At 44.1% G+C, this 18,784-nt stretch carries 15 protein-coding genes and 2 pseudogenes; 4 read left to right on the plus strand and 13 right to left on the minus strand.

Annotation, left to right across the window (positions count from 1 at the left end):
- Positions 1-35 precede the first annotated feature (35 nt).
- From HC246_RS26890 to HC246_RS09870, 5 genes and pseudogenes are all read right to left on the minus strand, one after another.
- Positions 36-128, minus strand: a pseudogene (locus HC246_RS26890) (cyanobactin maturation protease PatG family protein); the annotation flags it as partial.
- Positions 129-392: 264 nt separating this feature from the next.
- Positions 393-497 (minus strand): annotated as a pseudogene (locus tag HC246_RS09855) (cyanobactin maturation protease PatG family protein); the annotation flags it as partial.
- A gap of 656 nt (positions 498-1,153) precedes the next feature.
- Entirely contained in the window at positions 1,154-2,077 is a 924-nt protein-coding gene (locus HC246_RS09860; protein ID WP_211167670.1) for a cyanobactin maturation protease PatG family protein, read from the minus strand.
- Positions 2,078-2,091: 14 nt separating this feature from the next.
- Complete coding sequence (locus HC246_RS09865; RefSeq protein ID WP_211167671.1) at positions 2,092-2,976, minus strand: S8 family peptidase; 885 nt, start codon at positions 2,974-2,976, stop codon at positions 2,092-2,094.
- A gap of 425 nt (positions 2,977-3,401) precedes the next feature.
- Positions 3,402-3,563: a PDDEXK family nuclease gene (locus HC246_RS09870; RefSeq protein ID WP_211167672.1), complete on the minus strand. Its 162-nt coding sequence runs from the start codon at positions 3,561-3,563 to the stop codon at positions 3,402-3,404.
- 81 nt (positions 3,564-3,644) lie between these two features.
- Here HC246_RS09870 and HC246_RS09875 point away from each other — a divergent pair, with 81 nt between their 5' ends.
- A complete protein-coding gene (locus HC246_RS09875; protein WP_169363236.1) occupies positions 3,645-4,424 on the plus strand; it encodes a class I SAM-dependent methyltransferase in 780 nt (259 codons plus the stop codon).
- A gap of 58 nt (positions 4,425-4,482) precedes the next feature.
- Here the strand turns inward: HC246_RS09875 and HC246_RS09880 are convergent, their stop codons facing one another.
- The 8 genes from HC246_RS09880 to HC246_RS09915 all read right to left on the minus strand — a co-directional run bounded on the left by HC246_RS09880 (position 4,483) and on the right by HC246_RS09915 (position 12,213).
- A complete protein-coding gene (locus tag HC246_RS09880) occupies positions 4,483-6,003 on the minus strand; it encodes a DUF1565 domain-containing protein (protein WP_169363237.1) in 1,521 nt (506 codons plus the stop codon).
- A gap of 166 nt (positions 6,004-6,169) precedes the next feature.
- On the minus strand, positions 6,170-7,138 hold the full coding sequence (locus HC246_RS09885) for an aspartate carbamoyltransferase catalytic subunit (protein ID WP_169363238.1): 969 nt from the start codon (positions 7,136-7,138) through the stop codon (positions 6,170-6,172).
- A gap of 12 nt (positions 7,139-7,150) precedes the next feature.
- Positions 7,151-7,303: a hypothetical protein gene (locus HC246_RS09890; RefSeq protein WP_169363239.1), complete on the minus strand. Its 153-nt coding sequence runs from the start codon at positions 7,301-7,303 to the stop codon at positions 7,151-7,153.
- 263 nt (positions 7,304-7,566) lie between these two features.
- Entirely contained in the window at positions 7,567-9,231 is a 1,665-nt protein-coding gene (locus HC246_RS09895) for a SulP family inorganic anion transporter (RefSeq protein ID WP_169363240.1), read from the minus strand.
- A 10-nt stretch (positions 9,232-9,241) separates the two neighbouring features.
- Positions 9,242-9,562, minus strand: a complete 321-nt coding sequence (locus HC246_RS09900) for an ArsR/SmtB family transcription factor (RefSeq protein ID WP_169363241.1) — start codon at positions 9,560-9,562, stop codon at positions 9,242-9,244.
- Between the two features lie 245 nt (positions 9,563-9,807).
- The gene (locus tag HC246_RS09905; protein ID WP_169363242.1) at positions 9,808-10,431 is read right to left on the minus strand and encodes a Vat family streptogramin A O-acetyltransferase; all 624 of its coding nucleotides are present in this window, start codon (positions 10,429-10,431) and stop codon (positions 9,808-9,810) included.
- Positions 10,432-10,645: 214 nt separating this feature from the next.
- The gene (locus HC246_RS09910; RefSeq protein WP_169363243.1) at positions 10,646-11,356 is read right to left on the minus strand and encodes a GvpL/GvpF family gas vesicle protein; all 711 of its coding nucleotides are present in this window, start codon (positions 11,354-11,356) and stop codon (positions 10,646-10,648) included.
- A 38-nt stretch (positions 11,357-11,394) separates the two neighbouring features.
- Positions 11,395-12,213: a DUF1997 domain-containing protein gene (locus HC246_RS09915; protein WP_169363244.1), complete on the minus strand. Its 819-nt coding sequence runs from the start codon at positions 12,211-12,213 to the stop codon at positions 11,395-11,397.
- Between the two features lie 163 nt (positions 12,214-12,376).
- On the opposite strand from HC246_RS09915, the gene HC246_RS09920 reads away from it, so the two are divergent.
- The 3 genes from HC246_RS09920 to HC246_RS09930 all read left to right on the plus strand — a co-directional run bounded on the left by HC246_RS09920 (position 12,377) and on the right by HC246_RS09930 (position 18,468).
- Positions 12,377-13,666, plus strand: coding sequence for a hypothetical protein (locus tag HC246_RS09920; RefSeq protein WP_169363245.1), 1,290 nt, complete (start codon positions 12,377-12,379; stop codon positions 13,664-13,666).
- Between the two features lie 187 nt (positions 13,667-13,853).
- Positions 13,854-16,916, plus strand: a complete 3,063-nt coding sequence (gene ileS / locus HC246_RS09925) for an isoleucine--tRNA ligase (RefSeq protein ID WP_169363246.1) — start codon at positions 13,854-13,856, stop codon at positions 16,914-16,916.
- 133 nt (positions 16,917-17,049) lie between these two features.
- Positions 17,050-18,468, plus strand: a complete 1,419-nt coding sequence (locus HC246_RS09930; RefSeq protein WP_169363247.1) for an ATP-binding protein — start codon at positions 17,050-17,052, stop codon at positions 18,466-18,468.
- The last annotated feature ends 316 nt before the right edge of the window (positions 18,469-18,784 follow it).

Here is an 18,784-nt window from a genome sequence, read left to right on the forward strand (position 1 = left end):
CCTTTTAGCTGGTTAGTTAGATTTAACGATCATAGTTAAGGTGACAATTTAGTCACCAAGAACGGAAATTCCTCGGTCACATCCACGCGTACAAAGAACTCTTCTGTGAAATCGGTGTTGCGTTTTGTGGTGGCTTTTTTCTATGCCAGCATGATTCATTAGCAATTACTATAAAATTGATAACAACTCATCTCATCTCCTCTTAAGCAGCGTGAAAGCCAATTTCCGCATCTATCAGTTGGCCGAAGTTGAGGAATAATCTGGTTACTATCGTTGCCATTAGAAATTACCAATCTTTGGTAATGATTGCGTTTGATGTTAAGAGAAGCCTCTGCGGTAAATCCTGGCATTTTCGTTGTTTTCATTTCACATCTCCTTTGGGTTGTTTAGGTTTAGCGGTCATAATACGGTGACAACTTAGTCACCAAGAACGGAAATTCCTCTGTCACATCCAAGCGCACAAAGAACTCTTCTGTGAAATCGGTGTTGCGTTTTGTGGTGGCTTTTTTCTGTGTCAGCATGATTCACCATCAGCAATTGCTAAAAAATAGATCACAACACCTCCCATCTCCTTTTAAGCAGCATGCAGCTAAATTTCCGCATCTATCAGTTGGCCGAAGTTGAGGAATAATCTGGTTACTATCGTTGCCATTAGAAATTACCAATCTTTGGTAATGATTGCGTTTGATGTTAAGAGAAGCCTCTGCGGTAAATCCTGGCATTTTCGTTGTTTTCATTTCACATCTCCTTTGGATTGTTTAGATTTAGCGCTTAATACCGCTATGATTTGGTGCGATCTGATGTTGCAAGGCATCAGATCGGGTAAGCTTACGCGATCTGACACGATTGATTGTAAAAGCAAGGTCAGTGCTGAATGGATGTTAGGTTGTGTATATCAATCCAACCTAAAAGATTAGGGAACACACCAGCATATCATTCCGGCATCATTACCTCCAGCTGTGCACATTATGCCTTTACACATTCCCCCTCCATCAACAGGTCTCAATTGTGGTAAAACTCCTTGATGTTCAGCTACATCATAGAGATCTCTATTCATTTCGTAGCGCTCGCGAGCCATATAGATCGAAGATTCTGCGGTAAATCCTGGCATTTTCGTGGTTTTCATTTCACATCTCCTTTTGGTTGTTTAGGTTTAGCGGTCATAATACGGTGACAATTTAGTCACCAAGAACGGAAACTCCTCAGTCACATCCACACGAACAAAGAACTTCTCTGTGAAATCGGTGTTGCGATTTGTGTAGGAGAAGATGACAGCGACGATCTTGCGGGTGCTACTGAGAGAGGAAGGACGGACTTCCACGCCAGTTAAGGCACAGCTTTGACCATAAGCTTCGGCTGCCTTCGCGTAGATCGCATGATAGCGAACTGCCAAATAGTTCAAAGCACGATGCTCATCTGTTGCGCCTGCATTATCAGCCATTTGCATAATGCGATCGAACAATTCCTCAGCAGCATGGGTAAATCGTTCTGCCTCAATGTTCTCTGGACAGGGAATTGAGCCGATCAGCATATTCCGATCGAAGGAATAGATTTGGTCGAAAACCACAATTGGCAACATTAGCCCATTGCATAGCTCTGGTGGTGCGATCGGACCTCGCATACCAATGATGATATCCACATCCGCAGGACTGGGGGCAGGACGAACAGCTTCTACCAATAGGTCTAAGTCCGCAGGGTCACGCGGAGCTAAAATGTAAGTGGCTAAACCCTCAATAGTCAGCACCCAGCACATTTGACGTACCAAATATCGGTTTTGCCTCTGGGTTAGAACTGTATAAACAGCCTCTCGGTCAGTCTGACCAGAGGTTTCTGTCCGTCCAGTAGCTTGGGCAAATTCCTTTTCCACTGATTGCTTTGGAAAACGCCACTCAACCTTGCCCAAAGCATAGACATAGGAAGGAGGAGATGAATTAGAACCTGAGCCTCCACAAGAACATCCCTCACCTCCAGATTGAAGGATTACAGATGTGTTAATAGGATTATTAGAAAATGAGGTCATCGTTGGTAAATCGTTCATGTCTGTAGTTTGCGGAGATAAACTTTCCGTTTGATCCATAAAATTATTGTCCTTTAAGCATGAGACTTTGCCATGATTTGGTACGCTGCCCAAGCATCCAACAACGGGGGGACAACTGTGGTTCGTCGAGACCCATGGCTCTGCGTGACAGCGAGTTGTATCTCAGTAGCCGTGGCGGTCGGAAATTGTGACCACAACAGCGCGATCGCACCTGTGACGAAGGGAACAGCAACGCTTGTTCCACCTAAAGTTAAAGTTAAGGTTTTCTCATCAGTGCCAAGGCTAGTAATCTGATCTCCAGGAGCGCTCAGTCCTCTTCTGCCGATAGAACTGCCCAAATTTGAGTAACTAACCAGTCTTCCTTGTAAGTCACAAGCTACAACTGGAATCACCCACGGATGCCGAGTAATTGCAGAACTACCCAGCGTTCCCTGATTTCCTGATGCTACTACAGCAATGACTCCACGACTAATGGCATAGTCTAAGGCTTCCTGTAGCTCACGCTCACCTTGAGATGAAGGTTGGGCGATCGCTACGCTCATATTCAGTATTCGAGCGCCAGCATCAATACTCTCAATGATTGCCGTTGCCAAATCGGAAGGAGTTGCACTGGGCATCTGTTCCTTCCCTGACAAAGTCTCGGCAAAAATAGGGCGTACTAGCAGAGTGCAGTTGGAACAGATCGCCGGGGCTAAGGAATTCCTCGTCCCAACCAAAATACCTGCTACAAATGTCCCGTGGATACAGGCAGTACTGCTAGCTTGAACACATTGACCACTCAGATTACCAGAAACCTCACGGATATTTGCACTCACCAATTCAGGGTGTTGCTTTAATACAGACCCATCAATTAAACCAACTACGACTTCTGGTCTGCCGCTTGTGAGTTCCATCAATGGTGTGAGTTTAACCAAATCTAGAGGGTTTATTTGCTTCACAGAAACTCAGGGGTTAATGATTGATGAAACCCACATTAGCTATGCTAATTGGCTGGCTAACCATTTTTCGTAGTCATGTTGGTTCCACAGACTTGATCTATACGCTGCGCTTAATGAACTTATCAAATGAAGCAAGCGATAGAATTAAAAAATTATTTGGAAAATTTCGGGATGACAACCAAGATTTTGATAACTATACAGAAACTTTCTGGATAATGCAACTATTTTTTGTGATATACGCAATTTGTCTGAGCAACATCCTATGTTAGCTAATTTGTTCAGAAACATCAGATTAATATCACAGAACAAAAGCAAAAAAAAATCTAGCCTGATCGCACAACAATTCACATTAAACATGAAATAAAGCTAGACATTCTTATATTTTTGGGGCAATAGTTTCGCGATCGCTGTAATATCGTTGACCATTAACAGTTTTGTAAAACTTGAGCAGCCGTTAACTGAAGTTCGGGAAATATCGGCGAAGCGATCGCCTGCTCACCTTCATAAACTCTCTCTTCATAAAAACCTTCCACCCATTCCAATACCGTTACTTTTTGGGCGATCGCATCGATAGTTGTTGTCCTCAAAATGGTATGTTAATGAGCCTGCCTCTTTTGTCTTTTAAATGCAATTAACTCGCCAGAATTCTCTTTCAGTCATGGAGCATCATGGCTGATCAAAATCATCAAGTTTATATCGCTCGTGAGATTGTTCATCACTACAGCCAATTACGCCAATTACAACCTGCTGAACAAACCATTCTCAATCTATTTCGTAATCAATGGTCAAATATGAAAATGTTAGATATTGGTGTCGGGGGCGGACGTACTACTCAATATTTTTCTAGAATTGTTCAGGAATATAAGGGGATTGATTATTCAGAAGAGATGATTGCGGCTTGTCAGCAGCGCTTTCGTAGTCAATCACAAATGTTTGAAGTGGTTGATGCTAGAGACATGAGCCAGTTTCCCGATAATTCCTTCGACTTTATTCTGTTTAGCTTTAATGGTATTGATGTTGTCTCCCATTGCGATCGCTTACAAGTGCTGCAAGAAATCAGCCGAATTGGTAAATCGGGAGGATATTTTTTCTTCTCCAGCCATAGTCTCCAAGGGCTAGAAAGAGAATTTAACTGGAAAACTCACATTAGCTTTAATCCCTTCAAAACCTATGTCAATATGATTATGTTTACATTGTTACGCTTCTTCAATCGTTCAATTTCGCCGCATCAGATCAAGTCTTCTGATTATGCAATTGTTCAAGATGAGTCCCACAATTTCCGTTTAAAGCAGTATTACGTGAGACCACAGGAACAACTTAATCAATTACAATCCAATTTCGACAATATCAGAATGTTTTCTTGGCAAAGTGGGTTAGAACTAATTACGCAACAAGATTTGAGTGCTAACACGGATATGTGGCTGTATTATCTCTGTCAGATTAAGTAAAGCGTAAATGGCTACCCAATAAGAGAAGCAGAACAAAGTTCTGCTTCTCTTATTGGGATTAGCGAAATGGAATAATCTCGGCATTAACACCTGACTGCGCTAATTTCTCGACTAACTGATTCGCCGCAGGGCGATCGCTATAGGCTCCTACTTGCAACATCATTCTGCCACTACGCGATAGGCGAAACGCATCGGGCACGATCGCTTTCACCTTTTGCGTAACTGATGTAGAAGTATTAGGTACAATCACACGATATTGGAAGGGCTTACCCGTCGTAGGATCAAGCATTGCGGGAGGTAATGTGGCGACACGAGGAGTAGTTGAGCTATATTCGCGCTCAATGGTGATCGTGGTTGGTGAAGTATTACTCGCACTAGGATTAGTCTTAATCACAGGGCTGGGTAATGACTGATTCGAGCTAGGAGGCTTAGCAGGTACAAATATTGTGGATGGAGTAGTGGTTGTTTTGGGTTCAATCGGAAGAGCAACGGTTGGTGCTGTCGATACTGACGGGGGAGTTTTAGGAACAGTAGCGACAGGAATAGATGGAAGTGGAGGAAGAGCAGGACTAGTTGCAATGGGATTAGTAACAGGTGATCGCGAAGCGGTGAGATCGAGTAAACCCTTCACCTTGGTGCGGTTAACTTGATTACCTACAGCCGCTATAGGAATAGTGGTGGCATTGTTAATATCAAATTCGCGATTGTTAAAAAAGGTATTATTCCCTTGTGAAACTGTTGTTCCCAAATCAGGACGAGGAGAACTGCTGGCATTACTGAGAATGACAACTCCATTGCGTTGATTTTCCGCGATCGCATTGCCGCGTAGGGTTGGCTGAGCCGTATTAGAAATGACGATACCATCAACATTACGAGCGATTTGATTGTTAATCAGAGCAACTTGAGAGGATTGTCCAATTGATAATCCAAAGCCAGTATTTTCAAAGCGATTATTCCGAATTTCGCCTGTACTTGTGCCCAGAGCGGAGATGCCACTGCCTGTATTACCTGTGAATAGATTATTGCTAATTAAAGCATTGGCACTACCTGTGAGGAAAATGCCATCGTGGGTATTGCGAACGAAGTTACTATTGCTAACCACGACATTACGGCTGGATTCTAGCCATAGTCCATAACCGCGAGGATTGCTATTGGTAACGGTGATGCCTTCGATGCGGGAGTCATTGGCGGCGGAGATCGCAATATTTTGGCTAGCAAAGGTAGGACTGACAAAGCGCCCGCCGCCACTAATAATTACATTATTCCCATTGACATTGGGATTACCGCGTAAAACTGCTCCCTTGGGCAAGCGAATCGGAAAATTTTCACCAGTAGCTTCGCTATAAGTACCTGCACCTAATTGGAAGATCGTGCCTTCTTGAGGATTGGCGGCGATCGCGGCGGTGAGGGTACGAAAAGCTTGGTTTTCTGTACCTGCGCCAACGTTGTCAGCGCCTTGGGGTGAGACAAAAACTATTTTTTGAGGAGCATTTTGGGCAAAGGCGAGCGATGGTATACCTAGGGCGATCGCTAAGGAGATACTAGAAGTGAGAGTAATAAGACAGGGAAACTTATTCATGGATCGATATCCTCAAGACATCTTGCAAACATGCACCCTTAGACTAGCAGGAAGTTGGTTTTGTTTCTAGAATTCGTTAGTAATGTGAGGCTCACCCAGACGGGTGAGCCTCACATGAACCAGAATTTTTAGGATAGTTGCTCTGCAACTATCCTAAAAATAGAACTTAAATTGCTGTACCCAGCAAATATAACAAACTCATCCGAATTGCTACTCCATTTGTGACCTGTTTATCGATTAAGCTCAGGCGTGGATCGTCCATCAAGTCAGAACTAATTTCCACACCACGATTTACTGGACCAGGGTGTAAGACTTGAACATTGGGCGCACATTTGGCAAGGCGATCGCGAGTGATGCCATACTTCGCATGATATTCGCGCAAACTGGGAATCAGGAATTGTCCCATCCGTTCCATTTGTAAACGCAGAGTCATTACAAAATCAGCATCCTCAAGGGCTGGCTCTAGGGAATAATGAATTTTTGCGCCATATTCCGCAAATTCTGGGGGTAATAATGTCGGTGGTGCGGCAAGGTGGACATCTGCGCCATTGGTGAGCAGACTCCAAAGATTTGATCGCGCTACCCGTGAATGCAGAATATCGCCAACGATCGCTACTTTTTTGCCCTTGAGATCCTTTGCCGTGGGAGCCGTGGGATTGAGATACATGCAGAAGGTCAGCAAATCGAGCAAAGCTTGAGATGGATGCTCATGCTTGCCATCCCCTGCATTGAGAATCGCGACTTTACCACTGAGGGCATCCATATCTTTGGCGATCGCTAAGGGTACACCCGCCGATTGATGGCGAATCACCATGATGTCCGTTCCCATCGCCAGAAATGTTCGCGCCGTATCGAGAATCGTTTCTCCTTTAGAAAGAGAGGAAGTTCCGGGGGCAAAATTGAGCGTATCCGCCGAGAGACGCTTAGCTGCAAGCTCAAAACTATTGCGCGTGCGCGTGGAGGACTCAAAAAATAAGTTAGCAACAACTTTGCTCTGCAAGGTTGGTACTTTTTTGTTGCGGCGCGACAGAACTTCTAAGAAGCTAACGGCTGTCTGCAAAACCGTTTCGTAATCGTTCGGCGTAAAATCAGACAGCGAGATCACATGTCGTCGCTGCCAAGTAAGTTCAGTCATGGTGCGTTGCAGCTAGGAAATAAAGCGATGAGATAACATTGCGCCAACAGGGGCAGGGGCAACCATATCGTTAGGCAAGAAGGCACGGGAGCTAACTAGTACTAGCGTAAACAGGAAGATTGCAAAAATAATAAATGGTGCAATGTACTGGCGAAAGAAAGGCACGGTTGTAGCGATGTATATGACTACTACATTGTAATCTGCGATTCTACCTTTGTAAGTAGCTGGTGATAATTAAAATTTTGGATGGCTCGGCAAAGCCGAGCCATCCAAAATTTGGTTAATTACTGATGTTACTTGGAACCCTCATCCCCCAACCCCTTCTCCCGCAGGAGAAGGGGAGCAAAACCTCTATTATTTTCTTGTTCCCCTCTCCTGCGGGAGAGGGGCTAGGGGTGAGGGCTTTACAGCCTTCCACGTAACACCAGTTAATTATGAATATTTGGCATGATCTTTTGCAAAGCCTCATCGGTGGAATTAAAGCTATTGTCATGTCCAATTTCCTGAAGTAGTCCACTGCGATCTAAAAGTTGCTCGACCTCAAGACGCAACCCACTCAAAATTAGTTGGCAATTATGACGCTGCAAATCGTGATAAATCTCTTCGAGGGCAACTAAGCCCGTTGTGTCCATACTCGGTACATAGCGCATTCTCAAAATTAAGAACTTGACTTCAGGAGCATCACGCAAGAAACTGACAAATCTCTCGGCTGCACCGAAGAACATTGGCCCGTCAATCCGATAGATGGCGATTTGTTTGCCAAATTCTAGGGGGATACCAGAGAGAAACGCACTATCTTCAGGCATTTTCACGAGACTAAGTTCGCTCATGCGCTTGATAAAGAGAATCCCTGCGGCAATCAATCCCACTTCTACGGCTAGGACGAGGTCAAAGCAGACCGTCACTAACCAAGTCAGCAGCATCACCCCAAAATCCGCATAGGTGGTATGAATCAATAACCCGATCGCTTTCCATTCCATCATGCGGATACTGGTAATCATCAGGATGCCTGCAAGGGCAGCGAGGGGAACCTGTGAAGCGAGGGGCGCAAATATTAAGACGATTAGGGCGAGGGCGATTCCATGAATCACTCCCGATAGCCGAGTTTTACCGCCAGCACGGACATTGACCGCAGTACGCGCGATCGCACCCGTTGCAGGAATCCCGCCAAAGAACGGCACGACCATATTCGCTAAGCCTTGACCGATTAATTCCCGATCGCTATTGTGGCGATCGCTGACACTCATGCCATCGGCAACCACGGCGGCTAATAATGATTCGATGCTGCCTAGGGCGGCTAAGGCGATCGCAGGATTAATGAGTTCTCTGATTAATTTAAAGTCATTCCAATGGGGAATCCCTTGCAGCATCGGCAAAGATTGGGGAATGATACCAATGGTTGGTACTTCGAGCTGCCATTGGGATTTAGCCCAGACGGCGGCGAGGGTGGCGACGATTAACCCAACTAAGGAACCGGGGATCGATTGATTAATGCGATTCCATAATAGTTTTGTGCCGATGGTGAGCAGGGCTAAGGCGATCGCTAACCAGTTATAGGCTTCTAAATTCGTGGTAGTTTGCCAAAGGGTTTGGAGGAAATGCTCTTGATTCGGTAAATGTAATCCGAAGAAATTATTTAACTGACCACAGAAAATAATTACAGCGATCCCGTTGGTAAAGCCTGCGGTGACGGGGTAGGGAATGAATTTGACTAAGCGTCCTAATTTGGCAACACCGAGGGCAATCTGGATGATCCCCGCCATCACACCCGCGATCCAAACTTTTTCAATGCCGTACTTAGCGACAATGCCTACTAAGACTACTGCCATCGCTCCCGTGGGACCTGTAATCTGCACAGGTGATCCCCCAAATATGGCGGCGACTACTCCTGCCACGATCGCCGTATAAAGTCCTGCTTTCGGCTCTACACCACTGGCGACCGCAAAGGCAAGGGCTAAGGGTAGTGCTACGACTGCGGCGGTCAGTCCTCCCGTCAAGTCTCCACGAAAATTCGTAAATAGTCCCTTAAATGGATTATTGAATGGATTATTTTTAGGACTTTGGATGTGATCTAAGCTGCCTACTTGTGTCATGAAATTTTCGTTACTCCAATTTTTGCAGTGATTCCCGCATTTCAATGACGTGATTGTGAAAAAGCTCTAGGGCTGCATCCAATACCTTAAAAATCGTGGCATCGCCGACGGAATAGTAGACAAAGTTGCCTTGCTTTCGCGATCGCACCAAGTTATAACGGCGCATTACGGCAAGCTGTTGGGAAACTGCCGATGGTTCTGCCTCAATTTGTTGGGCGATCGAGTTAACGCTTTGTTCGCTGACGCGGAGGGCATCGAGGATTTGGATTCTGACGGGGTTGGATAAAACTTTAAACAAATCAGCCTTGAAGTAGCTCGGTTCAAATGCCATATAAATGACCTCTAAATGACCTCATATAGCGAAGGTTTGTGTCCCCGCCGAAGGCGGGGACACAAACTACAACCTCATCACTTTACGAGATTGGGTTACAAGGACAAAGGTACATTAAGCAAATTCTATATACTTAAAGATATAAATATTATAACCTATATATATTCAAAGTATTGCGGATGATTTTAATCAAAAAATGTGGTGCAGCCTGCACCACATTTTTTTTGGTTTTATATTTTTTATATTTAATTGGCGCTAGCTAATGCGTCTAAATCAGCGCTGACTATGCGATCAAGATTGCGAGTAATTTTCTCAATATCCCAATTCCACCATGCGACTTCGAGTAACTTAGCGATCGCCCGATCATCAAATCTCTGACGGATAACAGTCGCAGGATTACCACCAACGATTGCATAGGGAGGGACATCCTTGGTCACAACGGATTTAGAAGCAATAATTGCCCCATCTCCAATCTTTACCCCAGCCATAATCACAGCTTCGTAGCCGATCCATACATCATTGCCAATGACAGTATCGCCTTTGTAGGGAAATTCTAGATTTTGGGGCTTCCACTCATTCCAAAATATTTGAAATGGATAGGTAGAGATGCCTGACATACTATGATTTGCGCCATTCATAATAAATTTCACTCCCCTGGCGATCGCGCAAAATTTACCGATAATCAGTTTGTCGCCAATGAAGGGAAAGTGATACAGGACATTACGTTCAAAGTTTTCTGAGTCCTCTGGATCGTCGTAATAGGTATAGTCACCGATGATGATATTCGGATTGGTAACTGTATTTTGAATAAAGCAGACTTGAGGAAATCCTATCATCGGGTGAGGATTTTTAGGATCGGGATAATGCATGGAGGCTTATTAATCAGATTTAGATGAAATTAGACATATTATGAAATAGAAAAGGATTTTTGCTTATATTTTAATGATTGCATAATTATTCAAGATACCCTCACTTATTACAGCCTTTTGAGGCTTTAAGTATTACAGAAATATTTTTGAAAGCGGCGCAAAGCGCCGCTTTCAAAAATATTTCTGGGTTTTAAATCAGCGCAAAGCGCTGTAGCTAGGCATCCAAAAAATGATAGGGAGGCAAAGCCTGACTCCAAGCGATTTGCCAATGGGGATGTTGTGCCTCCCACGATCGCAAAGCCTCTTGCAGATACTCAACCTGCGATCGCGGCAATAAGGCATAAACACGCACATCCTCTGAACCTTGCGTTTCCACATGCTGAAATGCAGGTGGATATTCGGGATTTAAATTATCAGGATTTAAATGGTCAGTAATGGTCTGACGATAGTCCAGAACCTCCTTTTGTAGTTGCGATCGCCATTGTTCCTGTTGTAAATATTGCGATCGCTTCGCGAGTAGATAGTCTTTACCCTTGAGATTTGTCGCTACCTCCAGCTTAGGCGCGATCGCATTGCCCGTAATCAAATATTCGGCATAGCCATCTAGTCTCTGTAAACTGGCGAATAACCTCTCACCCTCCGTTTGTAGATATGTCTCTAAAGCCGCAATGGAAACAAAGGCTGTACCGAAGCGTAAAGGTAAAAGTGTGCGCTGGTTAAACAGTTCACAAATCAAGCGATCGTGATGAATAATCGCCTGCATCAAAGATTGCTCAGGCAATAGCTTCATCGCTTCGATATCTACATCTGGTTCAATTGCGGCAATCAGGCGATCGCATTGCAAATATTCAATGGGCTTGCCCGTAATTCCCAACGGTTGCTCATCTGGTGCTGGCGCAAGCAAAATCGCAAAAGTATAAAGCATTTTTCTCTTTTCCTTTCTCCTTTTTTCTTGGACAAAGGCTATCTTCTGAGCTTAATTTGTTTCGGAACCTTGATGGCGTGGGTTTTATGGAAGTCGTCTTGCACCTTAGCTGTCAGACTTTTAGAAACACGCTGGACAATGAAACCGAGAACGCTATCACCCGTTTTCTGGATCATATCCCTCGATAACTTCTGGATAAAGGCAGGAAAGTGAAGGGAAACCGTCAGATTCAAGTCCCATTCAATCGATGTAATTAAGGGATCATTACCGAGTTTTTCCCCAGCCCGTAATTCCAAAGTTTTTTCCTCCAAGCGCATTTCTGCCTGAAAATCCACTTCATAGCCCTGCGGTTTCTGATCGGGAATGGGAATAGTCACAATCCGATAAACACAGTTTGCATCGGGAGGCAACAAATTTAGCCCCACCCTTGCATCTACCTGAAAGCCTAAGGCTCCCACCTTACCAATCCCCATCGCATAGCCAGTTTCTCCGATCGGATCAGCTTTAAAGGGATGGGCACAGCGTCGAAACCAACCCTGATGGGCATCTAAATATTTCATTACCGTTTGCTTATCGGCAAACAGATCCATATTGCCAATGTAATGATTATGAAAATGTCTCATTTCAGAGTTAGGATCAGCACCCTGCAATAAGTCCTTGGACTGAGCTAAGTGATCTGCATTTGCATTTTCAGCATCGGGATCTTGGAGATCGTCGGCAGAATCATCACCAGTGCCATATTCCGAGAACATGGCGGCTTCCTGTGCAGGCGTTAATACAAATGCAGAGTCATCATCCCCCGTTGTCTCTGAAGTGAAATCTAGATTTGCAGGCGATCGCATTGGTTCTTGCTGCATGACAAATACCTTAAAAACTGCTGTTGGATATCTGAGATGAGAATATAACGCATCTCAGATTTTGCTTACTAGAGGGTATCCTGCCGAAGGCAAGACACCCTCTTAATTTAAAAAAGCTATATTTCAATCATAATAGTGCTAGCAGTTAGATTAGTGAAAGCCTATGGCAACTCGTACAGCAGTAATGGAAGCCGTCGAAAAGCTCAACTATCGGGTCACGATAGGGGATGTGGCGGCACAGTCTGGACTTGATTTAAATACCGCTCAACGGGAAATATTAGCCCTTGCCTCGGAAACAGGTGGCAATCTCCAAGTTGCCGAGTCGGGCGAGATCGCCTATAAATTTGCTCCGAATTTCCGCCAAATCCTAGTCAGTCGTTCATTTTGGCTACAGGTCAAGGAATGGCTTAAAGGTGTTTGGAAATGGGTGTTTTACGGAATTCGGATTTCTTTTGGCATTTTGCTAATTGTCTCGATCATTATCGTGGTGCTAGGCATTATTGCTGCCACGATCGCTTTAAATAGTCAGCGTAGTGGCAATGATCGTGATGATCGTCGGAGCGATAATCGTGGTGGCGGAGGATTTATCTGGCTGGGGGGCTGGGGCAATCCCTTTGGCAATCCGTTTATCATGTTCGATCCCTACTACTACGAGCCAGAGCGTATCCGCCAAAGAGATCCCGATGAAATGGGCTTTTTAGAAAGTGTATTTTCATTTTTATTTGGTGATGGTAATCCTAACGCTGATCTCGAAGAGCGTCGTTGGCGAGAGATTGCAGCGATGATCCGTAGTAATAATGGTGTCGTCGTCGCTGAACAAATTGCGCCCTATCTCGATGAAACTAGCCGTCTAGAGGGTGATGAATATTTTGTGATTCCCGTCTTATCCAAATTTAACGGTTTCCCTGAAGTTAGTGATGCGGGAACCCTTGCCTATAAGTTTCCTGACTTACAAAAAGTTGCCTCGGAGCGCAAAGCCAAGGTTAACCATTCCTATTTGCAAGAAAAACTTTGGAAATTCAGCCAAGCGTCTCAAGGCAAGATTGCCCTAGCGATCGGTTTAGGTGTTTTCTATCTAGTTGCCTCGCTCTATTTGGGCAGTTTGTTAGGTAATCCCAGATTAGCCACATCTCTGGTTGGATTTTTAGGATTTATCAAAGCCGCCTATGGATTTTTGCTAGGTTATGCCGTTTTGTTCCTATCTACGCCTTTGGTGCGCTATTTTGTCTTGCAGTACTTAAATGGTGGAATTGGCGATCGCAATCAAAAACGTGCCGCTCGTGCTGAGCAACTCCAAAAGCCCTCATCGACTCTGCGCGAAAAGCTGAACTTTGCCAAAACTTTTGCCACTAAGCAAGAGGTAATCGATCAAAATAATCTTGCCTACACTACTGAGCAAGATTTGACGGATCAAGAATATGCAAAGTTACTCAAGGAAAACAAAGAGCAATAAGCCTTAGCAATGTCAAATGAGTAGCGGCGCTTTGCGCCGCTACTCATCAATAGCCTTTTTGCAGAACTGAAATTAAGACTGTGCAGAGAAAGTTTTAGAAACAGGAAGAGAGACTTCAAAGCTATATACCCGATCCTGTTGCATAATGGGGGGTAAACCTTAGCAAAATTTGACCTAGTTTAGAACAATGACCTCTGCTCCTAAAGCCAAATCTAAGAATCTCGCGGATAGTCCAGCCGAATCAAGTGAATATAAGGACACCGTTAACTTGCCCCAAACTGACTTTTCGATGCGGGCAAATGCAATTATTCGTGAACCAGAGATTCAAAAGTTTTGGCAAGAGCAAGGGATTTTTGAAGACCTCTCCCACAATAATAAAGGTGATGTGTTTACCCTCCATGATGGCCCCCCCTACGCCAACGGCACATTACACATGGGTCATGCCTTAAACAAAGTTTTAAAAGATATTATTAATCGCTATAAGTTATTGCGTGGCTACAAAGTTCGCTATGTGCTGGGTTGGGACTGCCACGGCTTACCAATCGAACTTAAAGTTTTACAAAATATCAAAGCCGAAGAACGTGCTAATTTAACGCCTTTGCAATTGCGGAAAAAAGCCAAGGAATTTGCTTTGCAAACAATTAACGAACAGGCGACAGGCTTCAAGCGTTGGGGTGTTTGGGGTGACTATGAGAATGCTTACTACACGCTGAAACCTGAATATGAAGCCGCCCAAATCGGTGTATTCGGGAAGATGGCACTTAAAGGCTATATCTATCGCGGTTTGAAACCTGTATATTGGTCGCCTAGTTCCCATACTGCCCTCGCGGAAGCCGAATTGGAATATCCCGAAAATCATGTTTCGCGCAGTATTTACGTTGCCTTCCCAGTAACTCAATCTAGCGATAAATTAAAGGCGATCACTGATCTAACCAATCTCCATGCCGTAATCTGGACAACGACACCTTGGACAATTCCCGCTAACTTGGGAATTAGCGCTAATCCCCATCTGAGTTACAGCATTGTCGCGGCTGGTGACAAAAACTACATCGTCGCTACGGAACTAGTTGAGAAGTTAGCTGCTACTTTTGAGCAAGCTTTGGAAGTGAAATATACCTTCAAGGGTGATGTTCTCGAAGGAGCGATCGCTAAGCATCCCATCGCCGATCGTCCTAGTCCGATTGTCTTAGGAGATCACGTCACTGCTGAATCTGGTACGGGCTTAGTGCATACGGCTCCTAATCATGGTCAAGATGACTTTATCGTCGGCAAAAAATATCATTTGGGCATGATTTCCCTTGTGGACGATCGCGGTATTTTCAATGAAGATGCTGGCGAAGAACTCGCAGGTTTGAGTGTTCTCAAAGAAGGCAATGCCAAGGTTGTGGAAATCTTGACTGCTAATGGAACCCTGATTAAAGAAGAAGCCTATAACCACAAATATCCCTACGATTGGCGCACCAAGAAGCCTGTGATTGTTCGCGCCACTGAGCAGTGGTTTGCCTCCGTTGATGGTTTCCGCGAAGAAGCATTGAAATCGATCAAGGAAGTTAACTGGATTCCTGCGATCGGTGAGAATCGGATTACCTCAATGGTGCAAGAGCGATCGGACTGGTGTATCTCCCGTCAGCGCACTTGGGGCGTACCGATTCCCGTATTCTATGATGAAGAAACCAATGAGCCTTTGCTCACGGAAGAAACCGTTACCCATATTCAAGAACTCATTCGTGAGCATGGTTCTGATGTGTGGTGGGAAAGGGAAGTTGAAGAATTGCTTCCTGAAGCCTATAAAAATAATGGTCGTAAGTATCGCAAAGGCACAGACACGATGGATGTCTGGTTTGACTCTGGTTCTTCATGGGCTGGCGTACTTGGTGGCGAAAGTCATAATTCGTGCACCGTTCCCTATGCGATGAACTATCCTGCGGATATGTATCTGGAAGGTTCCGATCAACATCGTGGCTGGTTCCAATCTTCTCTCCTTACTAGCGTGGCAACGAATGGCTATGCACCTTACAAGACTGTGTTAACCCACGGCTTTGTCCTCGATGAAAAGGGACAGAAAATGAGTAAATCTCTCGGTAACATCGTCGATCCGATGGTGGTGATCAATGGTGGAAAAGACCAAAAGAAAGAGCCTCCCTATGGTGCGGATGTAATCCGTCTCTGGGCGGCGAGTGTCGATTACAACGGAGATGTTCCCATTGGCAAAACCATCTTGGCACAGATGTCCGATGTGTCGCGCAAGATTCGCAATACGGCTAGATTTTTACTCAGTAATCTCTTTGACTTCCAACCTGCGGAACATCTAGTTCCCTATGCCGATCTCACGGAAAGCGATCGCTATATCCTGCATCGTCTCGCCGAAGTCACCAAGGACATCACTGAGGCATACGAGAAATTCCAATTCTCGCGCTTCTTCCAAACCATCCAGAACTTCTGCACCGTCGATTTATCAAACTTCTATTTAGACATCGCTAAAGATCGCCTCTATATCAGTGCGCCTAATGCTGCCCGTCGCCGCAGTTGCCAAACCGTGTTGATGTATTGCTTAGAGACTATTGCCAAGGCGATCGCCCCAGTGCTTGCCCATACTGCCGAGGATATCTGGCAGCACTTGCCCTATCCTGCACCCACCAAGTCCGTATTCCAATCGGGTTGGTTTATTGTGCATACTGAATGGTACAAGCCCGAATTGGCAACTAAGTGGAAACGCCTAGCAATTCTCCGTTCTGAAGTAAATAAAAGGATGGAAGACAAGCGTAGAGAGAAACTAATAGGTGCATCACTTGAAGCAAAAGTCAAAATTGAGATTACATCTGGTGTGGTTAAACAAGATTTGGAATCTTTGAACAAAGATCATCAATTAGAGGATCTATTTATTTGCTCTCAAGTTGAGTTCCTTATTGGCTTACCTGAAGATTCGCGTGATTTTGCATTTTTTACTAATGAAAATGGAGAAATTCGTGGATTTGATATTGATAATCAAGGTCAAGAATCCAATCATGCAATTTATAGAGGTGATTTAAATTCAAGGCGTGATTTCTGGGAACCACTTTTTGATCCTCTAAGAAGTGAAAACATGGTAGCTGATGAAAAATATCAAATTGAGGGAGTAAAAATTGTTGTAGAACGTGCTAACGGGGAAAAATGTCCTCGATGCTATAACTACTCCACCCATATTGGTGAGTCTACCGAGCATCCTCATATCTGCGATCGCTGCGTCAGCGCATTAGCAGGTACTTTTTAGTAAATTGAGATTAATTAGCGATCACCTATATCTATACATTCTGATAAGTTATGGGTGATCACTATTTTTAGAAGCTCAATAAATATAAAGTTGTTATATATATTAATTTCGGCATGTAAATGGTCATTTTCCTATGATTACTCTGGAAATCCTTGAAAAATGGCTTCTTCTTCCTACGGAAACAGAAAAGCTTGAATTTAAAGAAGCTAAATCTCAATTTGATAGGGCTAAACTTCTTAAATATTGTGTAGGACTAGCTAACGAAGGTGGTGGACACATCATTTTAGGTGTGACTGATAAGCGCCCTCGCCAAGTAGTAGGTTCTCTAGCTTGGGCAAATCCATCAGAACTCAATAGTATCAAAGCTTATATAGTAGAACAACTTGGATTTCGAGTAGACGCTATAGAATTACAGCATCCTAATGGACGAGTTCTCGTTTTTGAAGTACCAACTAGACCTCTGGGACAACCGATCTCACTTGACGGAGCATACTGGATGAGAGCTGGAGAAGATCTAGTTCCTATGACACCAGATGTACTTAAAAGTATTTTTGCAGAAGATAAGCAAGACTGGTTTTCGCAATCGGCAAAATCAGATGTAAGTCCAGATGATGTAATTGCTTTACTAGATACCCAAACCTTCTTTGAACTTCTACAAATTCCTTATCCAACTACTCGTGAAGTCGTTTTAGAGCGATTACAGAGTCAAGACTTAATCACACCAACATCTCAGGGTTGGACAATCACTAATCTTGCCGCCTTACTTTTAGCAAAGAAACTTGATGCTTTTTCCTCTGCTTTGGCGCGTAAAGCTCCTCGCGTTATTATCTACGAAGGCATAAATAAACTCCAAACTCGTGATGATAAAAAGGGCAACCGAGGATATGCGGTTAGCTTCAATAAATTAGTTAGTTTTGTGTACTCAGCAGCGCCACAAAACCGTTTTATTGAAGAAGCTATACGGAAAGAAGTCAAGATGTTTCCGATGCAAGCGCTAAGAGAACTGATTGCTAATGCCTTAGTGCATCAGGATTTTCTAGCCACAGGTGCTTCTGTAATGATTGAAATGTACAGCGATCGTGTAGAAATTTCTAATCCTGGTATTCCCCCTATTCCAGTTGATCGCTTCATTGACGAATATCGCTCTCGCAATGAGCAACTCGCTGATCTAATGCGTCGTTTCGGTATATGCGAAGAAAAAGGCAGTGGCATTGACAAAGTTGTGAGCGCAGCAGAAGTCTACCAATTACCCGCGCCAGATTTTCGAGTAGGGGAAACTCGTACAACAACAGTTTTATTTGCTTACCAAACTTTTGATGACATGAGTAAATCGGATCGCATTCGAGCCTGTTATCAGCATTGCTGTTTGCTATACGTCAGTAACAGGCAGATGTCTAATCAGACTTTACGTGAGAGATTCCATTTAAGTGAGTCCAAGACAGCCACAGTTTCTTTGATTATAGGAGCTACGAAAGAAGCTGGCTTGATTAAGACCGATGACTCTGAATCTACCTCTACCCGTTATGCACGCTATCTCCCTTTTTGGGCATAAAAGTGCTTTAACGCAAAACCAAATCAACAGCCTTTGCTTGCTGAAACCCTCATGAAATCTACTAAAAAGTGCTTTAATGCAAACCCAAAAAGATAAAATAAAGATGAAAACACCTTGTTGAGTTAGTGTTGATTTTGTCGGTTGAGCATCCCCATATTTGTGATCGCTGCGTCAGTGCATTAGCAGGTACTTTCTAAATCTAGTCACATAACACAAAGAAGGGCTTGGCAATGCCAAGCCCTTCTTTGTGCATACCTCTTTGTATAGGTGCAACTAACCTAGCATCCATGCCTTTAGCTAGATTAACAACTTGAAA

The sequence above is a fragment of the Pseudanabaena yagii GIHE-NHR1 genome (assembly GCF_012863495.1).
Classification (GTDB): Bacteria; Cyanobacteriota; Cyanobacteriia; order Pseudanabaenales; family Pseudanabaenaceae; genus Pseudanabaena; species Pseudanabaena yagii.